General features: G+C 36.0%; 22 protein-coding genes and 1 pseudogene. 21 read left to right on the plus strand and 2 right to left on the minus strand.

From position 1 onward, the window contains the following. Positions 1-231 precede the first annotated feature (231 nt). The 19 genes and pseudogenes from J0N78_RS01560 (at position 232) to J0N78_RS01650 (ending at position 19,490) form a co-directional block, all read left to right on the plus strand. On the plus strand, positions 232-963 hold the full coding sequence (locus J0N78_RS01560) for an IclR family transcriptional regulator (RefSeq protein ID WP_209121237.1): 732 nt from the start codon (positions 232-234) through the stop codon (positions 961-963). A gap of 45 nt (positions 964-1,008) precedes the next feature. Continuing rightward, positions 1,009-2,214, plus strand: coding sequence for an acyl-CoA dehydrogenase family protein (locus J0N78_RS01565; protein ID WP_209121238.1), 1,206 nt, complete (start codon positions 1,009-1,011; stop codon positions 2,212-2,214). A 74-nt stretch (positions 2,215-2,288) separates the two neighbouring features. After that, the gene (locus J0N78_RS01570) at positions 2,289-3,962 is read left to right on the plus strand and encodes a methylmalonyl-CoA mutase family protein (protein ID WP_209121239.1); all 1,674 of its coding nucleotides are present in this window, start codon (positions 2,289-2,291) and stop codon (positions 3,960-3,962) included. Positions 3,963-3,979: 17 nt separating this feature from the next. Beyond that, positions 3,980-4,387, plus strand: a complete 408-nt coding sequence (locus J0N78_RS01575; protein WP_209121240.1) for a cobalamin B12-binding domain-containing protein — start codon at positions 3,980-3,982, stop codon at positions 4,385-4,387. Beyond that, complete coding sequence (locus J0N78_RS01580) at positions 4,384-5,949, plus strand: class I adenylate-forming enzyme family protein (RefSeq protein WP_209121241.1); 1,566 nt, start codon at positions 4,384-4,386, stop codon at positions 5,947-5,949. The genes J0N78_RS01575 and J0N78_RS01580 overlap by 4 nt, the downstream gene beginning before the upstream one ends. After that, on the plus strand, positions 5,942-7,129 hold the full coding sequence (locus J0N78_RS01585; RefSeq protein WP_209121242.1) for a thiolase family protein: 1,188 nt from the start codon (positions 5,942-5,944) through the stop codon (positions 7,127-7,129). Before J0N78_RS01580 ends, J0N78_RS01585 begins: the two co-directional genes overlap by 8 nt. A gap of 17 nt (positions 7,130-7,146) precedes the next feature. Further along, positions 7,147-8,097: a methylmalonyl Co-A mutase-associated GTPase MeaB gene (gene meaB, locus J0N78_RS01590; protein ID WP_209121243.1), complete on the plus strand. Its 951-nt coding sequence runs from the start codon at positions 7,147-7,149 to the stop codon at positions 8,095-8,097. A gap of 66 nt (positions 8,098-8,163) precedes the next feature. Further along, a complete protein-coding gene (locus J0N78_RS01595) occupies positions 8,164-9,198 on the plus strand; it encodes a TAXI family TRAP transporter solute-binding subunit (RefSeq protein WP_209121244.1) in 1,035 nt (344 codons plus the stop codon). A gap of 87 nt (positions 9,199-9,285) precedes the next feature. Further along, a complete protein-coding gene (locus J0N78_RS01600) occupies positions 9,286-11,196 on the plus strand; it encodes a TRAP transporter permease (protein ID WP_209121245.1) in 1,911 nt (636 codons plus the stop codon). Positions 11,197-11,214: 18 nt separating this feature from the next. After that, the gene (locus J0N78_RS01605; protein WP_209121246.1) at positions 11,215-12,234 is read left to right on the plus strand and encodes an Ldh family oxidoreductase; all 1,020 of its coding nucleotides are present in this window, start codon (positions 11,215-11,217) and stop codon (positions 12,232-12,234) included. Positions 12,235-12,255: 21 nt separating this feature from the next. Then, positions 12,256-13,464: a homocitrate synthase/isopropylmalate synthase family protein gene (locus J0N78_RS01610; RefSeq protein ID WP_209121247.1), complete on the plus strand. Its 1,209-nt coding sequence runs from the start codon at positions 12,256-12,258 to the stop codon at positions 13,462-13,464. 26 nt (positions 13,465-13,490) lie between these two features. Further along, positions 13,491-14,435 (plus strand): NAD(P)-dependent oxidoreductase, encoded by a 945-nt coding sequence (locus tag J0N78_RS01615; RefSeq protein ID WP_209121248.1) that lies wholly within the window; start codon positions 13,491-13,493, stop codon positions 14,433-14,435. Between the two features lie 27 nt (positions 14,436-14,462). Continuing rightward, complete coding sequence (gene namA / locus J0N78_RS01620) at positions 14,463-15,482, plus strand: NADPH dehydrogenase NamA (protein ID WP_209121249.1); 1,020 nt, start codon at positions 14,463-14,465, stop codon at positions 15,480-15,482. A 127-nt stretch (positions 15,483-15,609) separates the two neighbouring features. Further along, complete coding sequence (locus J0N78_RS01625; RefSeq protein WP_209121250.1) at positions 15,610-16,527, plus strand: cupin domain-containing protein; 918 nt, start codon at positions 15,610-15,612, stop codon at positions 16,525-16,527. A gap of 162 nt (positions 16,528-16,689) precedes the next feature. Beyond that, a complete protein-coding gene (locus J0N78_RS01630) occupies positions 16,690-16,872 on the plus strand; it encodes a hypothetical protein (protein ID WP_209121251.1) in 183 nt (60 codons plus the stop codon). A 291-nt stretch (positions 16,873-17,163) separates the two neighbouring features. Beyond that, positions 17,164-17,943, plus strand: a complete 780-nt coding sequence (locus tag J0N78_RS01635; protein WP_209121252.1) for a DeoR/GlpR family DNA-binding transcription regulator — start codon at positions 17,164-17,166, stop codon at positions 17,941-17,943. Beyond that, positions 17,936-18,808, plus strand: a complete 873-nt coding sequence (locus J0N78_RS01640) for a Cof-type HAD-IIB family hydrolase (protein WP_209121253.1) — start codon at positions 17,936-17,938, stop codon at positions 18,806-18,808. The genes J0N78_RS01635 and J0N78_RS01640 overlap by 8 nt, the downstream gene beginning before the upstream one ends. Positions 18,809-18,983: 175 nt before the next feature. Continuing rightward, positions 18,984-19,226 (plus strand): annotated as a pseudogene (locus tag J0N78_RS01645) (PadR family transcriptional regulator); the annotation flags it as partial. A gap of 21 nt (positions 19,227-19,247) precedes the next feature. Further along, positions 19,248-19,490, plus strand: coding sequence for a hypothetical protein (locus tag J0N78_RS01650; protein WP_209121254.1), 243 nt, complete (start codon positions 19,248-19,250; stop codon positions 19,488-19,490). A 200-nt stretch (positions 19,491-19,690) separates the two neighbouring features. Here J0N78_RS01650 and J0N78_RS01655 read toward each other — a convergent pair whose 3' ends face one another. Together J0N78_RS01655 and J0N78_RS01660 are read right to left on the minus strand one after the other, a co-directional pair. After that, entirely contained in the window at positions 19,691-20,119 is a 429-nt protein-coding gene (locus J0N78_RS01655) for a VOC family protein (protein WP_209121255.1), read from the minus strand. 125 nt (positions 20,120-20,244) lie between these two features. After that, positions 20,245-20,553 carry a hypothetical protein gene (locus tag J0N78_RS01660; RefSeq protein WP_209121256.1) on the minus strand — a complete coding sequence of 103 codons (309 nt, stop codon included), beginning with the start codon at positions 20,551-20,553 and terminating at the stop codon, positions 20,245-20,247. 554 nt (positions 20,554-21,107) lie between these two features. Here J0N78_RS01660 and J0N78_RS01665 point away from each other — a divergent pair. Next, complete coding sequence (locus J0N78_RS01665) at positions 21,108-21,896, plus strand: ABC transporter ATP-binding protein (RefSeq protein ID WP_374193841.1); 789 nt, start codon at positions 21,108-21,110, stop codon at positions 21,894-21,896. Next, complete coding sequence (locus J0N78_RS01670) at positions 21,896-22,759, plus strand: ABC transporter permease (RefSeq protein WP_209121258.1); 864 nt, start codon at positions 21,896-21,898, stop codon at positions 22,757-22,759. The genes J0N78_RS01665 and J0N78_RS01670 overlap by 1 nt, the downstream gene beginning before the upstream one ends. The last annotated feature ends 19 nt before the right edge of the window (positions 22,760-22,778 follow it).

Raw genomic sequence — 22,778 nt, forward strand, 5'->3', positions numbered from 1 at the left:
TGTCTCTTTTAATAAAGGGGCGGGTCTTTTAATGTTTAACTGCATTTAAAATCAAATATTTAAGCTACTTGGTTAAACTTTATGAGGGGAATCAATAGTCCGAAAAATCAAAATATAATAAAAAATCAAAAAATATATTTACAAAAGGTTGGTTGGTGTTGTATGATTTAAAAAACGGAACAGTGTTCCTGTCATTAAAAACTATATAAACATTAAAGGTGTGACTTATATATGAGCAAACCTGAAGGATTGAAAATGGTAGAAGTAGCTGTCGACCTGCTTTCGTATTTAGCAGAAAATAATAACGGGATTGGTCCAAGAGAAATAAGTAGAAAGTTTGATATTGGGAGTACATCAGCCCAACGGATTGTTACCTCATTAGAAAGAAAGAATTGTCTTTATTTTGATGAAACAACTCAAAAATATAAATTAGGTTATGGTGTTATTCGATTTGCACAAGGTTCACTTGCTAGGAATGATGTAATTAAATTTGTAAAACCTTATATGGAAAATTTACGGGAATATACAGGAGAAACAATCTGTCTTAATTCAGTTGTCGAAGGTAAAAGAATGACTGTATTTCAAGTAGAGTCAAACTATGAGTTGCGTTGGACTGCTGAAATAGGAAAATTATTTCCAATTTACACCGGGGCATCTGGAAAAGCGATTTTGGCAAATTTAGATGAATCAGTAAGAACCACTACGATTGCAGAAAGTAACATACTTGATAAAGACAGTTTAAAAGAAGAGCTAGAAAGAATAGCTGCCAATGGTTTTGCTGTAACAAAAGGAGAGCGAGTTTCAGGCGGGGTTGGAATAGCTGTTCCTCTCATATTAGAAAATACGATCATGTCATTAAGTATTTATGGACCTACTTCTCGTTTACAAGAAAATGAAATCAATATGTATACTAAAAAACTTAAGGAAACCGTGGATTTAATTAAAAGTTTAATATATGTTTGATTATTTTGGTAAGCGGTTTCAAAATAAAAAATTTGGAGGTAGCATATGAATTTGAATTTTTCAGATGAACAAGTGATGTTAAGAAAAATGGTAAGAAGTTTTGTGGATAAGGAAATCATACCTTACATAAAAGAATGGGATGAGAATCAACATTTTCCAAGAGAGATTATGCAGCGACTAGCAGACCTTGACCTAATGGGAGTATGTATACCCGAACAGTATGGTGGGTCGGGTATGGATTATAATTCCTTAGCAATTGTATGCGAAGAATTAGAAAGAGGCGATACAGCATTTCGAACAGCTGTTTCCGTTCATATCGGTTTAAATAGTATGACATTACTACAATGGGGTTCAGAAGCACAAAAGCAAAAATATTTAATCTCACAAGCAAAAGGTGAAAAAATCGGTGCTTTTGGATTAACTGAACCGAATGCTGGATCTGACGTTGCTGCTTTAAATACAACTGCTGTAAAAGATGGGGATTATTATATTTTAAATGGGCAAAAAACATGGATTTCTCTCTGTGATGTAGCAGATTACTTTCTTGTATTTGCTTACACAGATAAAAGTAAAGCTCATCGCGGGATTTCAGCATTTATTGTGGAACGTGATTTTGAAGGATTTTCTTCGAGAGCGATTAAAAATAAGCTAGGAATTCGTGCAGGAAATACGGGTGAAATCTTCTTTGATAATATTAGAGTTCCAAAAGAAAATTTATTAGGTGAAGAAGGCGAAGGATTTAAGATTGCGATGAGTGCACTTGATAATGGAAGATTTACTGTAGCTGCGGGTGCATGTGGTCAAATTATGGCTTGCTTAGAAGCTAGCATCGCCTATTGTCATGAAAGAAGTACTTTTGGAAAAGAAATCGGTCAACATCAATTAGTAAAACAAATGATTGCAAAAATGGAAGCAGGTCTGCAAATGTCGCGTTTACTCGTTTACCGCGCTGGTTCTCTTAAAAATGAAGGGAAAAGAAATACGAGAGAAACTTCACTTGCAAAATGGCAAGCCTGTGACTTTGCAAATAAAGCAGCGAATGATGCGGTTCAAATCCATGGTGCCTATGGGTATTCTAGTGAATATCCAGTTGAAAGGTATTTAAGAAATTCGAAAGCACCAGTTATATATGAAGGAACTAGAGAAATCCACACACTCATGCAAGCCGATTATGTCTTAGGTTATCGCGAAGACAAAGAACTTAGAAAGATGCTGCCAGCCTGGCCAGCTGAAGTTAATGTTAAAGCTTAATATAAAATAAAATTTTGATACTACTAAATTCAGAGTATAAAAAACTTTACTTTGCTTTAATAGGAGGGTATTAAGTGTCTTCTGATATTGAAAATAGTAAAAAAAGATGGGAAAAGGAAGTTCTAGATCCATATTTAGAGCATCACCCTGAGAGAAAGGCGCGGTTTAAAAATGATTTAAATCATGAAATCGAACGCCTTTATACTCCAAAAGACTTAGAAAAATTTAATTATGATTATTTAAAAGACCTCGGTTTTCCTGGGGAGTACCCATTTACAAGAGGGCATACTCCAAATATGTATAGAAGTGAAACACCAATTTTAAGGGCTTACTCTGGATTTGGGACACCGGAGCAATCCAATCAAAGGTATAAAAGATTAGTAGAATTAGGTGCTGAAGAAATTCAGGTAGCCGTAGATTTACCAACACAAGTTGGTTATAACTCAGATCATATTATGTCTACAGGAGAAGTAGGTAAGGTTGGAGTTGCGATCAACTCTCTGTACGACATGGAAACGCTATTTAAAGATGTTCCATTAAATAAGCTTCGAAGAGTAGGGATGTTAGGGAATTCTTTTGGGCCTGCTGCTCTTGCATTATTTATAGCATTAGGTGAAAAACAAGGATTAAAACCAGAAGAGTATCGTGTTGATTTACAAAACGATATATTAAAAGAATATGTCGCAAGAGGGACGTATGTTTATCCAATTGAACCTTCAATAAATTTAACACTTGATACAGTTGCGTATTGTATCGAGAACATGCCTCATTGGAATCCAATTTCTGCATGTGTGAATCATATTAATGGTGGTGGTTCAGGGTCATCTGCTGGAACCGCAATTGCTTTGTCCAATGCACAGCATTATATCGAAAACCTCTTAGAGCGTGGCTACCATATTGACCAAATTGCACCTATGATTTCAATGTTTCTTGATGAAAGAGATGATGTTTTTACTGAAATTGCTAATCTTCGAGCGACAAGAAAGATATGGGCTGAAATTATTAGAGCTAAATACGGGGCAACTACAAGAGATGCGATGGGTCTTAAAATTACAGCATATGGTCATGGGCGAGAAACGTTACAAGAACCATTGAACAACATTGTTAGGATCGCCTTAGGTACACTTGGTTATTTCTTTGGTGGTGCTCATTCTTTATTTAATGGATCTTATGATGAAGCTGCTTCCACTCCTACAGAAGAGTCTGTCAAAATTGCAGTTCGTACCCAACAAATTATCTACAATGAATTAGGTTTAAGTAATACGATCGATCCACTTGGAGGATCCTATTATCTCGAAAGCTTAACTTGTGCGATAAAGAATGAAATTAAAGATTATTTAGATGAAGTTGAGAGTAATGGTGGACCGATTGCATGTATTCATAACGGATATATATCAAAGTTAATGACTGAAGGAGCCATTCGTAGACAAAAAGAATTTAATGAAAAACAAAGAGTTCAAGTTGGCGTAAACATTCTTAAAGATCCAAATCTCGTCAATGAAACGAAGCCGTTTAGAGTTGATCCATATGCAGAGAAGCAAATGATTGAATCACTAAATTTTATAAAAAGTAAACGTTCTAATAAAAATGTGGTAAAGTGCTTAAATGAAATAAAAGAAGCTGCACTGGAGAAAGAAAATACAGTTCCAACGGTACTTCATGCGATTAAAGAGTATGCGACACTTGGTGAAATTGCAGATGTTTTTCGTTCCATTTATGGTGAGTACAAACAAAAGCCAAGTTTCTAGAAAGGAGGAGTGCTTCATTGAGAAAAAAACGTGTATTAATAGGAAAAATTGGACTCGATGGTCATGATGTTGGGGCAAAGGTAGTGGCAGCTGCCTTAAGAGACGCTGGAATGGAAGTGATATATACTGGGTTACGACAAACACCAGAAAGTATTGTTAATACAGCGATCCAAGAAGACGTTGATGCAATTGGTATTAGTATTCTATCAGGTTCACACATTACTTTAATTAGTAGGTTAATCGATGTATTGAAAAAGGAAGATGCTGATGATATAAAAGTTCTCGTAGGGGGAGTAATCCCTGAGGAAGATATTTCACTTTTAATAGATAAAGGTGTTTATCAAGTTTTTCCATCTGAATCGGAAATGGATGATATTATTGCATGCTTTGAAACGTTGGATAATGAAATGAGTGAAAGAATATGAATTTACAGGATCTGATAGTAAAAACGACGAAAGCTTTTGCTGATCAAATTGCGATTAAAGAAGGGTCAGAACAAATTACGTATATACAATTAAATAATTTTGTAAATAAAGTTGCAAACGCTTTTATAAAAAACGGAGTAAAAAAAGGTGACCGTGTAGGGTTATATTTAAAAAACTCCTACCGGTACCTCATCTTCCGTATGGCCATGGAAAAAGTGGGGATTGTATATATTCCTATCAATTATTTTCTATCCAGCAAAGAAATCCAACACATCCTCCAAGATTCAGGTGCAAAAGCGTTAATATGCGATGAACAATCCTACCAAAAATGCCAAACTATTGAGACCACTATCGAATATTTCTTCATTGCCGATGACACAGTACAAAAGAACACGAAAGGCATCCCGCTGTTTTACTACAACGATATAATAAATCATTATTCCCACCAAGAACCTATACAAAATACGACAAATGAGAATGACTTATGTTCAATTAACTATACTTCTGGTACTACTGGTAAAGCAAAAGGTGTTATGTTAAGTCAAAGAAATTGGATCGAAGTCTATAAAAATATGTTAATCAACAGGGACATTAGATCCAATGACCATTTATTACATTTAGGACCATTAACACATGCTAGTGGAGCTTACTTTATGCCGTTTTTCTTAAAAGGAGCCCAAAACATAATCATTCCCAATGGCTTTAATATTGATCTTTTCTTTGAATATTTAGAGACCTATCAAATTAGTGCCTTTACTTGTGTACCTACCGTTTTAAATCGAATTATGAATGATCCGAGAATAAGAAGTGTTGATAAAAGTAACTTACGGATGATTGGTTATGGGGCTGCCCCTATGTCTCCTCAACAAATTAAAAAAGCACTTGAAATTTTTGGACCGAAATTAGTTCAAAATTACGGTCAAACAGAAGCTTATATGACTGTTTCTTTTTTATCTCAGGAAGAACATCAGGAAGCACTAGAGAATTCTAATCATCGACTTGCATCTATAGGAAAACCTTATACGTTTGTCCAAGTAGAGATTATGGATGATAATGGAAATCTATTAGAACCTAATCATGTAGGGGAATTAGTTGTTCATTCTAAACATGTAATGGAAGGATATTGGAATTTACCTGAAGAGACGAAAAAAACGTTTAGAAATGGTTGGCTTCTCACAGGAGACTTAGCGAAAAAAGATGAAGATGGTTACATATATCTTCTTGGACGAAAAAAAGAAATGATTATTTCTGGTGGCTTTAACATTTATCCTCGTGAAATTGAAGATGTGTTATATCAATGTGATCTAGTAATAGAAGCCGCGGTTTTGGGTATTGAGGATGAAGATTGGGGAGAAAAAGTAGTTGCTTTTCTTGTATTGCATAAAAATACGTCAATCTCATCATTAGATGAAATTAAACAGGTGTGTAAAAACCAATTAGGATATAAAAACCCTAAGGAATTTATATTACTCAACTCTCTTCCAAAAAACTCAATAGGTAAAATTGACAAGAAAGAATTAAAAAAGATGTACTGTAACGAAAGGGGAGCAGAAATTGGATAATGTTGTTATAGTCGATGGATTACGGACCCCCTACGGAAAGCTAGGAGGAGCATTGAAAGAAATACCAGCAATTGACCTTGGTGGTTATGTTTTGAACGAAATTATAAACCGAAACCATTTAAATAGTGAAGAGATTTCAGATGTAATCATGGGGCATGTACTGCCTACAGATGGAATGACTCCAACAAGGCAAGCTGTTTTAAAGGCGGAATTTCCAATAACAACGAGAAGTTTAACAATTGATAGAGCCTGTTGTTCTGCGATGACGGCTATTGGATTGATGCGCCAATCTATAATACTAGATTCGGATATTATCGGGATCGCAGGTGGTATGGAGAATATGTCGCAAACTCCTTTCTTAATCCCGCAATTAAGATGGGGACAACGTTTAGGTGATGTTCATCTCCAAGATCCGCTCATACTAAGGAATGAATTTTTAAATGAACCACGAGTGATTTATGTAGGGCAGTCGGCTTTAGAATATGGTGTAAACCGAGAAATTCAGGACGAGTGGGCGTTACAAAGTCAGGAAAATTGGGCGAAAGCACAAAAAAATGGATTATTTAGTGAAGAAGTTATTCCCTTTTCAATAACTCAAAATGAGAAAGTATATGAGCTTAAGATAGACGAAAACCCTAGACCTAATACTAATATTGAAAAGTTAGGACAGTTATCTACTGTTTATGGAAGTCCGACGATTACTCCTGGGAATGCCTCGGGTATCAATGATGGTGCTGCAGTTACACTTTTAATGAGTGGGCAAACTTGTAAAGATAGAGGGTTAGAGCCACTTGCAACCATCGTAGATTTTCTATCAATATCTGGGAATCCTCGTTTTTCCTGTACATTGCCAGGTGAAGCGATCTCTGCATTACTAAATAAAGCAGGTTTATCTATCGATGATATGGAACTCATTGAAATTAATGAAGCATACGCAGCAATGCCTGCTGTCAGTACAAAAATCCTAGCAGAAGAGTTTGGCACACCCTGGGAAAAGCTGAAAGAGAAAACAAATGTTAAAGGTGGAGCTATTTCGATAGGACATCCAATTGGATCAAGTGGAGCTAGAATTACGATGACACTGGCTTATGAATTAAAACGGCGAGGTGGTGGTTATGGGGTTGCAGCTATTTGTGGAGGGATAGGGCAAGCAGATGTAATTTTAATAAAAGTAGAATAATTGTAAGGGTGACATTCATGACAAATAATGATCTGATAGAAGGTATAGTTCATAAAAAAAAGAGAGCCTTAGCAAAAGCCATATCGATGGTTGAAAATCAAGATAATAGGTCCTCTGAATTGATAAATGGGATCTATCATTTAACAGGTAATGCTCATTACGTAGGGATAACTGGTAATCCAGGGGCTGGAAAGAGTAGTCTAGTAAACTCTCTAGTTAAAGAATACAGGAAAAAGGGTAAAAGTGTAGCTGTTTTAGCAGTAGATCCTTCTAGCCCCCTTACTGGCGGTGCCGTACTTGGTGATAGAATTAGAATGGATGATGACATATTTCAAGATAACAAAGTCTTTTTTCGTAGTATTTCCAACCGGAACCATTTAGGTGGAATATCTGAAACAACCTTTGAATCTTTAATGTTATTAGATGCTTATGGTTTTGACGTCATCTTAATTGAAACGGTCGGTACAGGACAATCGGAAACATTAATTTCTACAATAGCTCATACGAATATTGTCGTTATGGTACCTGGTTTAGGTGATGAGATCCAATCAGAAAAGGCTGGTTTACTTGAAATAGCAGATATTTTCATTGTTAATAAGGCTGACATTAGAGGATCTAATAGTTTGAAAAAAGATCTAGAGCAGATGCTACATATTAGAAAAAAAGCTGATCATATGTGGCACACTCCAGTCCTTTTAACGGAAGCTGTGAATGGTAAAGGGATTGAACCTCTCATTGAAACAGTTAACAAACATAATACTTATAGGAGAAACTTCCAAAATATTGATAACCTTAAAGCTCTAGCAAAAGAAAAAGCGAAAAAATACATCTACCAACACCTTGAAAAAGAAATTGAAACTCTTTTTCAAGAGTGTAATGATGAAATCGAAGAACTGTTAAAGAACCATTCCCATATACAAATAGCTAAAAAATATTCTTCACATGTTATGAAAGCGCTTTCCAAATAAACACATTTTATCTTTGATAATTCATTTCATGATTATCAATTAAAAGTATAAGGGGGATTATAGGTAATGAAAATCTTCAAAAGTAAATTAGTTGTTGGACTCATGGTATTACTTGCTCTGTTGTTCATTGTAGTTGGATGTAGTAGTGATACCGAAACGCAAAGCGAAGCAGGAGAAGGAACAGAAACCCAGTCTAATGAAACGGAAGTAAATAATAATGAAAATAGTAACAGTGATCCAGTTCGGTTACGCGTCGGTGGAGCTGGAACAAGTACTTGGGTGTACGGATTTGTTTCTTCTTGGGCTGAAGTGATCCAAGAGGATGCAAATGTAAACTTAAATGTTCAGTCAACTGCGGGGTCATCTGCTCATTACTTAATGATTGAAAATGGTGAGATTGATATTGCTAGTGGATTTACACCTAGTGAATATTATGCAGAAAGAGGAGAAAAGAATTTCGAGCAGCAACACGAAAAGTTTAAGGCATTAATGCCTATTTCAGAAGCAAGAGGACATATTTTTACTAGAGCCGAGAGTACAATTGAGACTATTCAGGATCTTGATGGTGTACGTTTAGGATTAGGGGCAAGAGGTTCACCAACATCGGTTGTAGCAGAAGTACAGGCAGAGGCTTTAGGAATTAACGCAGAATATATTTATGCTGCCCCTGGTGAACTAATGGATATGATGAGAGATGGTAGAATTGATGCGATTTGGTATTATGCAGGTGCTCCGTGGTCAGCTGTAATCGACCTTTCATCACAAGTCGACCTTAAATTTATTGAATTCTCAGAAGCAGATATCAAAACTTTACAAGAGGTTGCACCGTATACAACGCAGTCAGAAATGACAACTGAAATTTATGACTTCTTAGATGAAACAATAACTGTACCTGGAGCCTACCAAACATTGATTATAAGTGAAGATGTACCAGAAGATGTTGCTTATAATATAACAAAAGCTACATGGGAGAACTGGGATAAAGTTGTAGAAGTAGTTCCAGCCTCAGGAAGTGTTTCCGTAGAAGGTGTTACTAACTTAATTGGTACGTTACACCCAGGGGCTTTGAAATATTACCAAGAAATTGGAGCTATAGACTAAGTGAGGAAACACAATAGAGAACGGATCCGTTCCGTTCTCTTTCTTAAATATCCTCTATATAAATAGTAGTTAGATTGGGAGGTTAATATGCCTAATACACAAAGCTCCACTGTAGAAAGGGTTTATGATGCTTTTTTTAACCTGATAGCGATTGCTTTCGTATTAATCGTTATTTCATATTTGTTTGGTTTGATTCCTCCTAATTCATGGAGGTTGGAGAGTGGTGCATTACTTTGTTTATTTCTATTAGCTTATAGCTCTATTATTAAGGAAAATGTAAAGACTAAAAATGTAAAAGGTCTCATTTGGAATGTCCTAATACTAGGTTCTGGTGTAGGAGCTTGTATTTATTTGTTAATTGAAATTCCACGTTTGGAGTGGTATTACGGTTCCGTATGGACAAATATGGATATCGTATTTGGGACTCTGTTAATTATTGCATTATTAGATTTCTCTAGGAAAAAATTTGGATGGGCACTTCCGATTATTGCGCTTATTTTTTTAGCATACACTCTTTTTGGTGATTTATTATCGCCACAATTTTTTGGACACACTGGCTTTAGTTTCGAAAGAACCATAAGCTATTTATTTGGACCTGGTGCCATATTTGGAATTGTAATGAGTACATTTGTAAATATCATTTTTATTTACATGTTATTTGGAGTCTTTTTAGAAAGAACTGGGGTAGGAAAATTTCTAGTAGATTTATCGTTTGCGATTGCCGGTAGATTAAGAGGAGGACCGGCAAAAGTTGCTGTTGTAGCTAGTGCTATCCTGGGATCTATCAACGGAAACTCTGTGGCGAATGTAGCAACAACAGGCTCCATTACGATCCCGTTAATGAAGAAAACGGGGTATAAATCTTCATTTGCAGGTGGGCTTGAAGCGGCAGCCTCGACTGGTGGTCAGCTATTACCTCCAATTATGGGGGCAGGTGCTTTCCTTATGGCCGAATTTTTACAATTAAGTTATCGTGAGGTTATTACAGCCGCACTTCTACCTGCTATTCTTTATTTTGTTGGAGTGTTTTTAATGGTTGATTTAGAGGCTGTTAAAAATAATCTGAAAGGAATAAAGGATACTCCAAAAATTCGAGAGGTACTTAAGTCTAGTTACCTTGTGCTTCCGATCTTTGTTCTCGTTTACGCCTTAATTATTCAAAACATGTCGGTTACTCGGTCAGGCTTTTTAGCCATTGCGGCTTGCATTGTTATTTCTTGGTTTACAAAGGATCATAAAATGGGAATTAAGGGAGTTAGCAATGCGATAATTGATGGAGCAAAAAATTCTGTTGGGATTGGTGCGATGTGTGCTGCTGCTGGAATTGTTATAGGTACCGTTTCCATGACAGGCTTAGGCAATTCATTTAGTTCAGTCATCATCAATTTAGCAGGTTCAAACATCTTAATTGTTGCATTTTTCACAGCATTAATTTCCATTGTGCTAGGTATGGGACTTCCAACGACTGCGGCTTATATTATTAGTATGTCAGTTGCTGTTCCTTCCCTTGTGGCCTTAGGGATACCTGCGTTGTCTGCACATTTGTTTGTGTTTTATTTTGCAGTAGTATCAGCCATAACACCTCCTGTTGGAGCTGCTTTTTATACAGGTGCAGCCATTGCCAAGGCAAATGTCATGGCTACTGGTATGCATTCCGTTCGAATAGGAATAGGTGCGTTTACAGTACCATTTTTCTTTATTATCAGTCCTGTATTATTACTAGATGGAACTACTTTTGAAATAGTAAAAGCGGCTATTACTGCAATTATTGGAATTGTTGCAGTTACGATGGCCATTCAACGTTTAACATTTATAGGAACTAAGTTGTTTATTTGGCAATCGCTTTTGCTCATTGCCTCATTTGTCATGCTGATTTATCCTTCGTTACATTCTGATGTATATGGGTTTGTTATATTCGTATTAGCACTGTTATTAAACCCTAAAATTTTCTCAAACCTATTTTCTCAAAAGAAAGATTTGAGTAAGACGATTGAATAAAAGTAAGGGAGAGATATTGTGAAAAATGATGTTACGGTTCATAGTGATGAGATTCGACAAAAAGCAGAAAAAATATTTACTAACCATGGTTTATCAACGAAAGATTCCATGATCGTTACGGATACTTTAGTTGAAGCCAATTTAAGAGGAACAGACACACATGGGATAGTTCTTGTTGACACGTATATCAAACGTTTAATAGCAGGTAGTTTAAATAAAGAACCTAATATTCACTTTACAAAAGATTCACTTCTAGTGTCGGTTATTGATGGTGATAATGGATTAGGTCAAATTATTAGTTACCAGGCAATGGAAAAGGCGATAGAAAAAGCACTAAACGTAGGGATCGGGATGAGTGCTGTTAATAATAGTAACCACTTTGGAACAGCTGCTTACTATTCGATGATGGCTGCAGAAAAAGGTTGTATTGGAATCACGCTTTCAAATGCTTCTCCAAGACTTGCACCTTGGGGAGGGATTACACCTACTTATGGTAATAACCCTTGGTCTATTGCTGTTCCAACCAATCAATCATTTCCCATCGTCTTAGATATTGCTAATAGTTTAGTAGCTTTCTCTAAAATACTTACGGCTAAAGATCGAAATGAAGATATTCCTTTAGATTGGGCACTTGACTCAGATGGAAAACCAACAAGTAATCCTGATTTAGCTTATTTATTACAGCCTATGGCTGGACATAAAGGATATGGCATATCTGTAATGGTTGAAATCCTATCATCTGTCCTAGCCAATGCAGCGATTGGAAAAGACGTGGGCAAGTACAATTCATTAGAAGAAGGCCAAAATGTAGGGCACACTTTTATCGCTTTAAAAATTGAAGAATTCATGGAAAAGGAACTGTTTTTTGAGCGGGTTCAATATTTTATTCATCAATTAAAGTCAACAGAATTAGCGAGAGACACTAACAAAATCTATCTGCCAGGTGAAATCGAATATGAACGGAAACTTGACCGATTAAAAAATGGAATACCAGTTCCTGAATCAATTTTAGCAACGATCGAAAGTTTATCAAAGTAGATGAAGAGGGTGAATCTTTTTATGTTAGAAACTCAAGGGAAAGGCGATTTGTGGAACGTAAGTAAGATTAACTTTATTGATGAGATAGCGAAACAGTTTTCATTTTCAAATAACATTATCATCTCAGATTGTACATTACGTGATGGCGAACAACAAGCTGGTGTTGTTTTTACCAAACAGGATAAAATTGAAATAGCAAAAATGTTAGATGAATTAGGTGTTCATGAAATTGAAAGTGGAATGCCTGCTGTATCTATGGAGGATCGTGAAGCTATTGAAACGATTTCTTCATTAGGTTTGAAAGCAAAGTTGACGGCCCTTTCGCGAGCCAAAAAAGAAGATATTGATATCGTTGCTGAAACAGGAGTTTGGGGTATTTCAATCAGTTTGCCTATTGGTGATTTACAAAGAGAACATAAGCTGAAAATGACAAAAGAGGAGTATATAAAAACCTGTTTAACGATGACCGAATATGCCAAGAAAAAAGGTCTTTTCGTTATATTAAGCCCTTATGACACGACACGAGTAGAACAGAGCTTTTTAGAAGAGTTTTTAAATAGAATTACCGATGAGCAAACTGTTGACCGGATTCGATTAGTCGACACTGTCGGATCTGCCCATCCTTTGACCATTAAATATATAGTTAAAAAAATGAAAGGCATTATTGGTGAACTACCAATTGAGGTTCATACTCACAATGATTTCGGATTAGCAACCGCTAATACATTGGCTGCATTAGAAGCAGGCGCTGAGATTGCCTCAGTAACATTAAATGGCATTGGTGAACGATCTGGTAATTGTTCATTAGAAGAAGTGGTTGTCGCTCTTAAAGTATTATACGGCATTGACATAGGCATTCAATTAGACAAATTAAAAGAAGTATCAAAGAGACTTGAACTAATATCTAATATCCAATTGCAACCACATAAAGCAGTCGTAGGGGAGAATTCTTTCCAACATGAATCTGGAATGATTGTAGCTGGATTATTAAAAAATTCTTTTACGGCAGAGCCTTATGTACCTGAGCTCGTTGGCCAAAAGAGAAATATAGTGATCGGTAAAAAAACAGGCTTTCAATCATTAGCAAAAAAGCTAGAAGAAATGAATGTAAACATCCCCGTCGAGCAAATAGAGAATTTACTACCTGAATTGAAAAGCCTGGCCATCTCTAAAAAGAGAGCATTAACTGATCATGAAATAAGAATATTTTTTCAAGATAATAAAAGTTAAACGGTGATTTGATAAGGAGGTTTCTTTTGAGAGCTTTAGTTACTGATGTCATTCATGAATCAGGTATAGAGTTATTACGTTCGTATAGTGAAGTCGATATTTTACTAGATCTTGATGCGGATAAATTTCAGAATATTGTGAACGGTTATGATATTCTAATTGGTCGCTCCACGCCATTAACACCTAGAATTGAATATCCTGTTCTTGAAAATTGTCATCGTTTGAAAGTCATCGGGATTGCCTCAGTCGGACTTGACCAAGTAGATCAAAATTATGTAAAAGATAAAGGTATAAAATTAGTTCATTTACCTGGTATTAATTCACAGTCAGTAGCCGAGCATACTTTTGCGTTACTCTTATCGTTGAGAAGACATGTTTTTTCAGCGTATGAAGAGATGAAAAAAGGAAATTGGAACAAAAATAAGTATCTTTCCGCTAGAGATATTTTTCAAAATACAATTGGCATCATTGGTTTGGGGAATATCGGATCACATACGGCACGAATTGCGAATAACGGTTTTCAGATGAACGTGCTATGTTACGATCCATATGTATCTACTAAAGAGTGTCGGGCTAAGGGAGCGACAAAAGTATCACTGGATACTCTATTAAAACAATCTGATATCGTAACGATCCATGCGCCTTTAACTGATGAAACCTATCATATGATTGGTGAAGAGCAGTTACAAATAATGAAAAAAGGAAGCACTCTAATTAATATTGGACGTGGTGGTATTGTCAATGAAGAAGCTCTATATAATGCCCTATTAAATGGACCAATACAGTATGGCGCATTAGATGTACAAGAAGAAGAACCTTTGTACAATTCCCCCCTTTTTACTTTACCTAACTTTATCGCTACACCTCATATTGGTGGTTTGACCCAAAATTATTATCTTAATGCAGGTAATACAATAGTAAAAAAATGTTTGCTTGCTTGTGGAATTGAAATAACAAAGCAAAACGTTTAACAAACTTTTTAAGAAGGTGAATAGGATATGGGGGAACTTTTCTCCGAATACCAAATTCGAGATGTAACATTTAAAAATCGAATTGTTATGTCGCCAATGTGTATGTATTCTTGTTTCAATCAGGATGGGAAGGTTACAGATTGGCATCGTCTCCATTATAGCTCTCGAGCAGTCGGTCAAGTCGGTTTAATTATTTTGGAATCGACTGCAGTTTCACCTAGCGGAAGAATTAGCTTAGAAGATCTTGGCATCTGGGATAATTCTCAAATAGAAGGGTTAAAGAATTTAGTGGGTACACTTCATTCTCACGGATCAAAAGTCGGTATCCAATTGTCTCATGCAGGGAGAAAATCAAGAACTGGCTCATCTATTTTTGCACCAGCGTCTATCCCTTTTACAGACGAGAGACCTGTCCCTATAGAGCTAGATATTAGTAAAATAAAAGAAATAATAAATGATTTCAAGTTGGCGGCAAAACGAGCAGATGAAGCTGGTTTTGATGTCATAGAATTACATGGTGCTCACGGGTACTTAATTCACCAATTTATTTCCCCAATTTCTAACAAAAGAACTGATCAGTATGGTGGAAATTTAGATAATCGTCTTCGCTTTCTAAAAGAAATTATCTCAGCTATTCGAGAAGTATGGCTAAAACCATTGTTTGTTAGGGTATCAGCAAATGAATATGACCCCGAAGGAAATGATATAGAAGATTACATTTATATCGCAAAAGAAGTAAAAAAATGTGGAGTAGATCTAATTGACTGTTCTTCTGGTGGAGTGAATCCCAAAAAAGTAAAAAGTTATCCGGGTTATCAAATTCAATATGCAGAGAAAATAAAGTTTGAAGCTAATATACGAACTGGGGCTGTCGGGTTAATTTCCAATGCAATGGACGCAGAGCTGATTCTGCAAAATGAAGTTGCCGATCTTATTTTTATCGGAAGAGAACTGTTAAGACAACCCAACTGGCCAATAATAGTTGCTAAAGAGTTAAGAGAAGAACTCTCAGTTCCAAAACAATATAAACGTGCTTGGAATTTTTAATCCATTATTCGTTTCTGTTATGAGGCTAAGTTGACGCCCATCTTATTTTAAGTTCATATAAATTAAAGTACATTCTCTAAACATAGGCATATGATGCTTTTATAAGCCTAAGAAGGGAATAAACAAAATGTATTATGTTCCTAGACCATATCCGTATTCTTATTACGCGAATGTTCACACACCAATGTCTCGGCCTGACCATATGTCTAGAAATCATCAAGAAAATGATCAACAAGTATTAGAAGCGTTACTTGCTGGAATAAAAAGGGAAGCTTCAGCGATTGATCTTTATCGTCGACTTGCCAATGTAGCGCCAAACCAAAAGCATAAAAATGACATTCTTCATGCGTTAGATAACAAAAATGTACATGTCAATCAATTTACTAACCTTTATATGACGCTTACTGGAAGACAGCCTGTGTACCAAATCAATCAAGTTCCGTTTCATAGTTACAGAGAAGGTTTACAAAAGGCTTATAAAATAGAAGTGGAAGGGTATGAAGAAGATCAACGGAATTGTTTACTTACTCAACATCCATTCGTTTGCAATGTCTTTTTACATGCTTCAACAGGGGAACAAGAAAATGCGACACGATTTGGTTTTTTAAATGAGGAAGTTTTCAATCATTTTACGGATTATGGACCCAATCCGTTTGTTGTAGATATTGAGGAGATCACAAAGCAAAACAATACGTACCGTACCGCTATATGGACAGGAAATCATTTGCAAGTAACGTTGATGAGTATTGATGTTGGAGATGATATCGGTTTAGAAGTTCATCCGAACCTTGATCAATTCATCCGTATTGAAGAAGGTCAAGGATTTGTTCAAATGGGTGATAGTAAAGATCGATTAGATTTTCAAGCAAACGTCTATGATGACTATGCGATCATGATACCTGCTGGAAAGTGGCACAATCTAACTAATACGGGTCATACACCGATAAAACTCTACTCGATTTATGCGCCACCTCAGCATCCATATGGTACCGTTCATGCAACGAAAGCCATTGCCATGGCAGCTGAAGGAAACCACCATCACTAATGAATCAAATGAAAAATGGATAGGAGGATGAGAAAAAGTTGATGATTTATTTCATTGACTTTTTTTCTACTTTTAATAGCACCATTAACACTAACGTGTATAAAGCTATAACGTATAATTCCCTTTTTAATTCTCATAATAAAGAAAAAAGGAGTGATACTTATGGCAAAACGGAGTGGCAAAACGAACGCAGACCAAAAGAATAAACAAGGATTTGACTCAAGTAAAACCGATTCAGAGTTCTCTAAAGAACTTGGTAGTGCAGCTGCGAATCGAGCCCACAAAGAAAAAGCTAAGGAACAAAAATCATCTAAAAACCAAGGTGAATGGAAGGGAATGCATTAAATTCCTTTACAATCTTGGAGTGTTGTTCATTACTTATAAGTCAATATAAAAAAGATGTAACTGTGAGTAAAGAGCCTTTTTCACAATAGAAAGGCTCTTTTATTATTCATAAAAGGGGGACCTATTTTTCAAAGAATAAGAAAGTTTAAATATTTAGCATTTTGTGTATCTTCTAATTTTAAATGTTGTTTTACAGACTTTTGTGATAACATAAAATTACTTAAAAATACTTATTAATAATTACAAATACTTACTTATGTTGTATAATTACTTGCAAAGGTGGTGAGTTTCTTGTATCAAGAGGAAAGATTAGTAGCGATTTTGGAATTTCTTAAAAAGAATCAACGAATTTCGGTTGAACAAATCTGTTCGCTCTTTGATATTTCAAGAGATACTGCAAGAAGGGATCTTGTCAGGCTCGAGGAAGAAAAATCAATTGTGCGTACACGAGGAGGGGCTATTCTTCCATCTGTTCATGATGAAATAAAGAACTATTCTAATCGCCTGAAAATTGTATCTGAAGAAAAAAAGATTATTGGAAAGAAAGCGGCCTCTTTAATCTATCCAGGTGACAGGGTCATTTTGGATGCTTCAACAACGGTACAATCCTGTGCTGAACATATTGAAAACATGGATTGTACCGTTATTACAAATTCAATTAATCAGGCAGAAGTATTATCCTCCAACCCAGCAGTAAATATCCAGCTCTTAGGTGGAACTCTGGAGAAAGAGCATCGCTATCTTTATGGTTCATCTGTTGTAGAAAAACTCGCAAAATACCTTGTCGATAAAGCTTTTATAGGAGTTGTAGGAATTTCTGAAAATGGATTGACCATTGCGCATGAAGAGGATGGCTTGGTCAAGAGAAAAATGATCCAGCAAGCGAAACAAGTTATTGTTTTAGCTGACCATACGAAGCTTGGAAACACGGATTTTTTCCGGTTTGCTGATTTACATGATATCGATTTGCTAATTACAGATCAAACACCTCCGAAAGTGTTTAGGGATTTGTTAGATAAACATCATGTAGAACTTTTAACAGCTGATTTAGAAGATGAAGGGGATGATTAATGTGGTAAAATTGATTGCTGTGGATTTGGATGGCACTTTACTTAATGAGGAAAGCCAAATAAGCAAAAAGAATTTGGAAGCCATCAAATTGGCTCAAACGAATGATGTTGAAGTCGTAGTTGCGACTGGTCGTGCCTATTTCGATGTCCAGACCATTTTTAAAAATACCGATATTAAAACCTGGATTATTGGTGCGAATGGAGCAACAATACATCAACCGAATGGCGATCTGTTTCACTCTGTACCCATCAATAAACAAGATGCGATAGCTATTTTGAGCTGGCTTGAGCAAGAGGATTACTATTATGAAGTTTTCAGCAATCATGCTATTTTTACTCCACAGAATGGACGAGAGCTTTTAACTATTGAAATGGACAGAATAAAAAGTGCTAACCCAGAAGTGAGCATCGAACACCTCGAACATGCTGCCAAGAAGCAATTCAGTCAAACTGGTTTTTCTTTTATCAATTCGTACAGAGATCTTTTAGAGACGGATGTCGATATTTATAATATCCTTGCTTTTTCGTTTAATGAAGAGAAGCTGAGAAAAGGGTGGGCAAAATTTGAGCATAAAAAGGATTTAACGATTGTTAAGTCTGCTAAACATAATTTTGAACTAGAACATAAAAATGCTTCAAAAGGGATTGCCCTAGAAATTCTTGCCAATGAGTTAAAAATCAACTTATCTGATACAGCTGCTGTTGGCGACAGCTTTAACGATTTATCGATGTTAAAAAAGGCAAGAAGAAGCGCCGCAATGGGAAATGCCCCACAGGAAATTAAAAATTCCTGTGATGAAGTGACCCTTTCAAATGTTGAGGATGGGGTTGCTCATTTCATCTATTCCTTAACCAAGGATGCTTAATTTATTATTATATCCTCTAATACACACTGCTTAAACTCGTACAGTGTTAGAAGTGTTTAACAGTTAGATTAATGGTGAATTCTTTAATGAAGAATTTGCCTTTTTTATTATTTTTATAAGAACGTTAGAATAGCTAAAAAGATGGTGATAAAATCAGTGGATATAATTACAGTATCTGAGCGGGAACCAGTATGAACTAAAGGAAGCAACTTTGTACACGGCTTTTCGCAGGTTAGAGAAAGAAGGGTTAATTGTTTCATATTGGGGAGATGAAACACAAGGTGGACGAAGGAAATATTACCGTCTTACTGAAGAGGGAGTGGAGCGTTACGAACAAAATAAAAAAGAATGGAAGTTTGCAAAAGGTGTATTAGATCAATTAATTGAGGGAGGAATTACCGATGAAGAACCAAAGTAATTTGGATCAAAAAATCAAAACATGATTGTAACTTATAGTGTCTTAACAAGAGAGACAAGTCAAAAGTATGCAATGAACAAGGTTCGCGCTATTTTTTATGCGATAGGATTCGGTTTAATTTTATTTAGTTTATTTGTGGCCTTTACTTCTGGTTTTGCTACTGGGGAGATGTTTATTGCGATTAGTTCGTTTATGGTTTTCTTCTTAGTCGGAATTGGATTGTTATTAGGTCTTCTCTTTACTGGGACAGACCGGAAAAAATGAAGGTGATAGACGTACAATTTATGATAAGATATACGAAAACCACCCAACGCCCTTACAAGCAAGAGGTGGCTCTCAAGAAAAAATAAAAAATAACAACCACTAATTGGCGTTAGAGGTTGCAGAGAGAAGTGTTGGCGCACTTCTCGCTCTTAATTATACATTAAAGTAATATGAGATTCTAGCTTACCTTAATACAGGCATTATATTCCCATTTCTCCACTGTCATAGTTGAATTGCCAAATAATCCCAAACTTATCTGTTACTTGACCGTAGCACTTGCTCCAGAATGTTTCTTGAAGTTCCATCCCTACTGTGCCGCCATCCTTTAATTTATTGAAAAAAGACTTAATTTCGTCTATGTTCTTACTGATTATGGCAAGGCTAATATTATTACCTGGGTTAAAAGGCATTCCAGGAAAAACATCAGAAAACATAACATTGCTACCAGCAATAGTAAGGCGTGTATGCATGACCAAATTTTTTGCTTCTTCTGGAAGAACAAATTCTGGATTAGGGGGCGAATCCCCAAAAGTCATAATTTGTGGTTTTTCTGTTTCAAAGACTTGGGCGTAATACTCTACAGCTTCCCGGCAGTTGCCATTAAAATTTAGATAAACATCTACAGCCATTTACTTCACTCCCATTATTTTTACAGTTTAATTAAATGATCAGCCTACCTCAATTATCTTATCCGATAAATTAAGAAGAAACAAATTTAACGCAGTTATGGCCCCATAAATTCATTGATTTTTCATCATAAATAATAATAATTTATCTTTGGCTCCGAATGGATGATCATTTGTCCTTCCTTTTCTTCGAGATCGACTCTAAAGGTTGTCGGATTACCCGGAATCGTAATGACGACAAAGGGTGGTATATCTGAGTTTTTATCTAAATGAATTTTGTATTGAACATATGTATGCGTTCCAAAATTAAAACGTCGAAGTTTTTTCTGATCTTTTTCTTCACAAAACAACGCTTCATGTAAATTCCTGCTTGTTAACTCCTTACCAATCAACGAGCTTAACCTTTTTAACATATCAGCTTTTTTAATCATTTTCATCTTTCCCTTCGTATATCTATATCCATTTTAAGCGATTTAACTTTAATTATCCTAATACATTATTTTGATAAAAAGAAATATCGGAAGCCAATAGTTAAGAAGAAAATATTAGTTAGAAACACTGACAGGAAAGCTATACAAACCTAATGTATTATAGATTTTTTTAAAAGTAAAAATGATAGAGAGTCAGTTATAATAAGGAAATTCGATTACCTTAATAAAAAACGTCCGATTTATGCGAGGGGGCTGCCACAATAGTGGGGGCCCCCTAATCTTTTACCATACTGGTTTTTACAAGACTTTACAAACCACGTTAGGAAAGCTGACCTAGTACAAGACGATTGAACGTTGGTGGTGATATCGTGATTATCAAGGAACCGTAGGAGGAGATCAATGTACAGTTCTCTGGTAAGACCGGTCATACCAGACGGGGCAGGAAATTTTAAGCACGGTTTTCTTAATATGTGAAGGAATTCAAATCGAAAATTTAACAAGTGTCATGTCGAAAGTCTTACTTCTATTCGAATACAACGTAAAAAAGGAGGGTAGCCGTGGTGACTATAGAACGAGAGATCGTTAAATTTCAACACGTTGACAAAGTCTTTAATAATGAAACCATTGCTTTAAGTGAGTTTGATTTGTCAGTTATAGAAGGTGAATTCGTGTGTTTTTTAGGACCTTCGGGATGTGGTAAATCAACTGCGCTAAGGATGGTTGCTGGTTTAGGGGAAGCAACAAAGGGGGTAGTCAAAGTATTTAACAATTCTCCCAAAGAATTAATTAAACAAACAAATGAAATTGCTTTTGTCTTCCAAGATGCGAATTTGTTGCCATGGAGAACGGTTCTTGATAATGTACTTCTTCCTCTTGAATTAAGAGCAGGTAATAAGAAGGAACAAAAGCAGGAAGCGATTCGTGTATTAGAGATGGTTGGATTAAAAGATTATTTAAAAGCTTACCCTCGCCAACTATCTGGCGGGATGAAAATGAGAGTATCCATTGCTCGTGCATTAGTGGCTAAGCCAAAACTGTTATTGATGGATGAACCTTTTGCAGCACTAGATGAAATGACGAGACAAACCTTGCAATTGGAATTACTAGACATTTGGCAGAAGGAAAAGGTGACATGTCTATTTGTTACCCACAATGTTAACGAGGCTGTGTTTCTTTCTACTAGAATTGCAGTGATGTCTGCGCGTCCTGGTAGGTTATCATCATTAATTACTGTCGATTTACCCTTTCCCCGAGAGTTGAATATCAGAACAGAGCCTAGCTTTACTAAGTATGTCGATCTAGCATCTAAAAAGCTCGAAAATAGTAATGAAAGAAGGGAGGTACTTTAATGTCTATGCCTTCTGCTGAGGTAACCAACAAAAAGAAGCTGTTAACCGAAAATACTAGTTTGAAAAAAAGTAACATTTGGAGGACGTTTAAGGAAAGTTATTTTGGTCCGATCGTTGCCTTCATTATTTTTATTGCGATTTGGCAGACAGTCCCTTTAATTTTAGGGTTAAAACATTATATTTTACCTAAGCCTACCGATGTTGTAGCAGCAGCCGTTGCAGATTGGCACCTGTTATGGCCAGCCATTCAAATCACTGTCTTTGAATCCATTATAGGTTTCGTTCTCAGTGCTGTCATTGGGGTATTGTTCTCAGTTTTATTGGCTAGTTCCAAAATAATTGAGAGAAGTATATATCCTTATGCGATCCTTTTACAGACCATACCGGTAGTTGCGGTAGCACCGATCGTCGTCATTTGGTTTGGAGCAGGCTTTAATTCTATTGTAGTTATCTCATTCTTAATTGGTTTCTTCCCTGTCATATCCAATACATTAATGGGGTTGAATTCTGTAAATAAAAATATGGATGACCTGTTTACATTGTACAATGCTTCTAAATGGCAACGAATGTGGAAATTACGAATTCCATCCGCATTGCCGTATATGATGGCTGGGCTAAAAATCTCGTGTACATTGTCCATCGTAGGTGCAATCGTTGGTGAATACATTGCTGGAATTGGAGGAGGTAAGGGTGGCCTAGGATATTCGATTACAGTTGCTGCGATACAAGTAAAAACACCCTACTTATTTGCGTGTGGTATTGCTGCTGCCCTTTTAGGAATTGGTTTTTACCTTCTAGTAAGCTTGTTTGCTAATATGATGCTTAAATCTTGGCACGAGTCAGCGATGAAGGTTGAAAAATAATAAAAAAGAAGAGGTGTTA

It is taken from the genome of Alkalihalobacillus sp. BA299, from assembly GCF_017745675.1.
In the GTDB taxonomy this organism is placed as follows: domain Bacteria; phylum Bacillota; class Bacilli; order Bacillales; family Bacillaceae_F; genus Alkalihalobacterium.

What these genes read in the sequence shown, in the direction of transcription:
- J0N78_RS01580 (WP_209121241.1), top strand. Translation starts at nt 4,384, where the DNA reads ATGAATTTACAGGATCTGATAGTAAAAACGACGAAAGCTTTTGCTGAT.
- meaB (WP_209121243.1), top strand. Translation starts at nt 7,147, where the DNA reads ATGACAAATAATGATCTGATAGAAGGTATAGTTCATAAAAAAAAGAGA.
- J0N78_RS01625 (WP_209121250.1), top strand. Translation starts at nt 15,610, where the DNA reads ATGTATTATGTTCCTAGACCATATCCGTATTCTTATTACGCGAATGTT.
- J0N78_RS01650 (WP_209121254.1), top strand. Translation starts at nt 19,248, where the DNA reads ATGATTGTAACTTATAGTGTCTTAACAAGAGAGACAAGTCAAAAGTAT.
- J0N78_RS01610 (WP_209121247.1), top strand. Translation starts at nt 12,256, where the DNA reads ATGTTAGAAACTCAAGGGAAAGGCGATTTGTGGAACGTAAGTAAGATT.
- J0N78_RS01600 (WP_209121245.1), top strand. Translation starts at nt 9,286, where the DNA reads ATGCCTAATACACAAAGCTCCACTGTAGAAAGGGTTTATGATGCTTTT.
- J0N78_RS01670 (WP_209121258.1), top strand. Translation starts at nt 21,896, where the DNA reads ATGTCTATGCCTTCTGCTGAGGTAACCAACAAAAAGAAGCTGTTAACC.
- namA (WP_209121249.1), top strand. Translation starts at nt 14,463, where the DNA reads ATGGGGGAACTTTTCTCCGAATACCAAATTCGAGATGTAACATTTAAA.
- J0N78_RS01560 (WP_209121237.1), top strand. Translation starts at nt 232, where the DNA reads ATGAGCAAACCTGAAGGATTGAAAATGGTAGAAGTAGCTGTCGACCTG.
- J0N78_RS01640 (WP_209121253.1), top strand. Translation starts at nt 17,936, where the DNA reads ATGATTAATGTGGTAAAATTGATTGCTGTGGATTTGGATGGCACTTTA.
- J0N78_RS01565 (WP_209121238.1), top strand. Translation starts at nt 1,009, where the DNA reads ATGAATTTGAATTTTTCAGATGAACAAGTGATGTTAAGAAAAATGGTA.
- J0N78_RS01655 (WP_209121255.1), bottom strand. Translation starts at nt 20,119, where the DNA reads ATGGCTGTAGATGTTTATCTAAATTTTAATGGCAACTGCCGGGAAGCT.
- J0N78_RS01660 (WP_209121256.1), bottom strand. Translation starts at nt 20,553, where the DNA reads ATGAAAATGATTAAAAAAGCTGATATGTTAAAAAGGTTAAGCTCGTTG.
- J0N78_RS01630 (WP_209121251.1), top strand. Translation starts at nt 16,690, where the DNA reads ATGGCAAAACGGAGTGGCAAAACGAACGCAGACCAAAAGAATAAACAA.
- J0N78_RS01595 (WP_209121244.1), top strand. Translation starts at nt 8,164, where the DNA reads ATGAAAATCTTCAAAAGTAAATTAGTTGTTGGACTCATGGTATTACTT.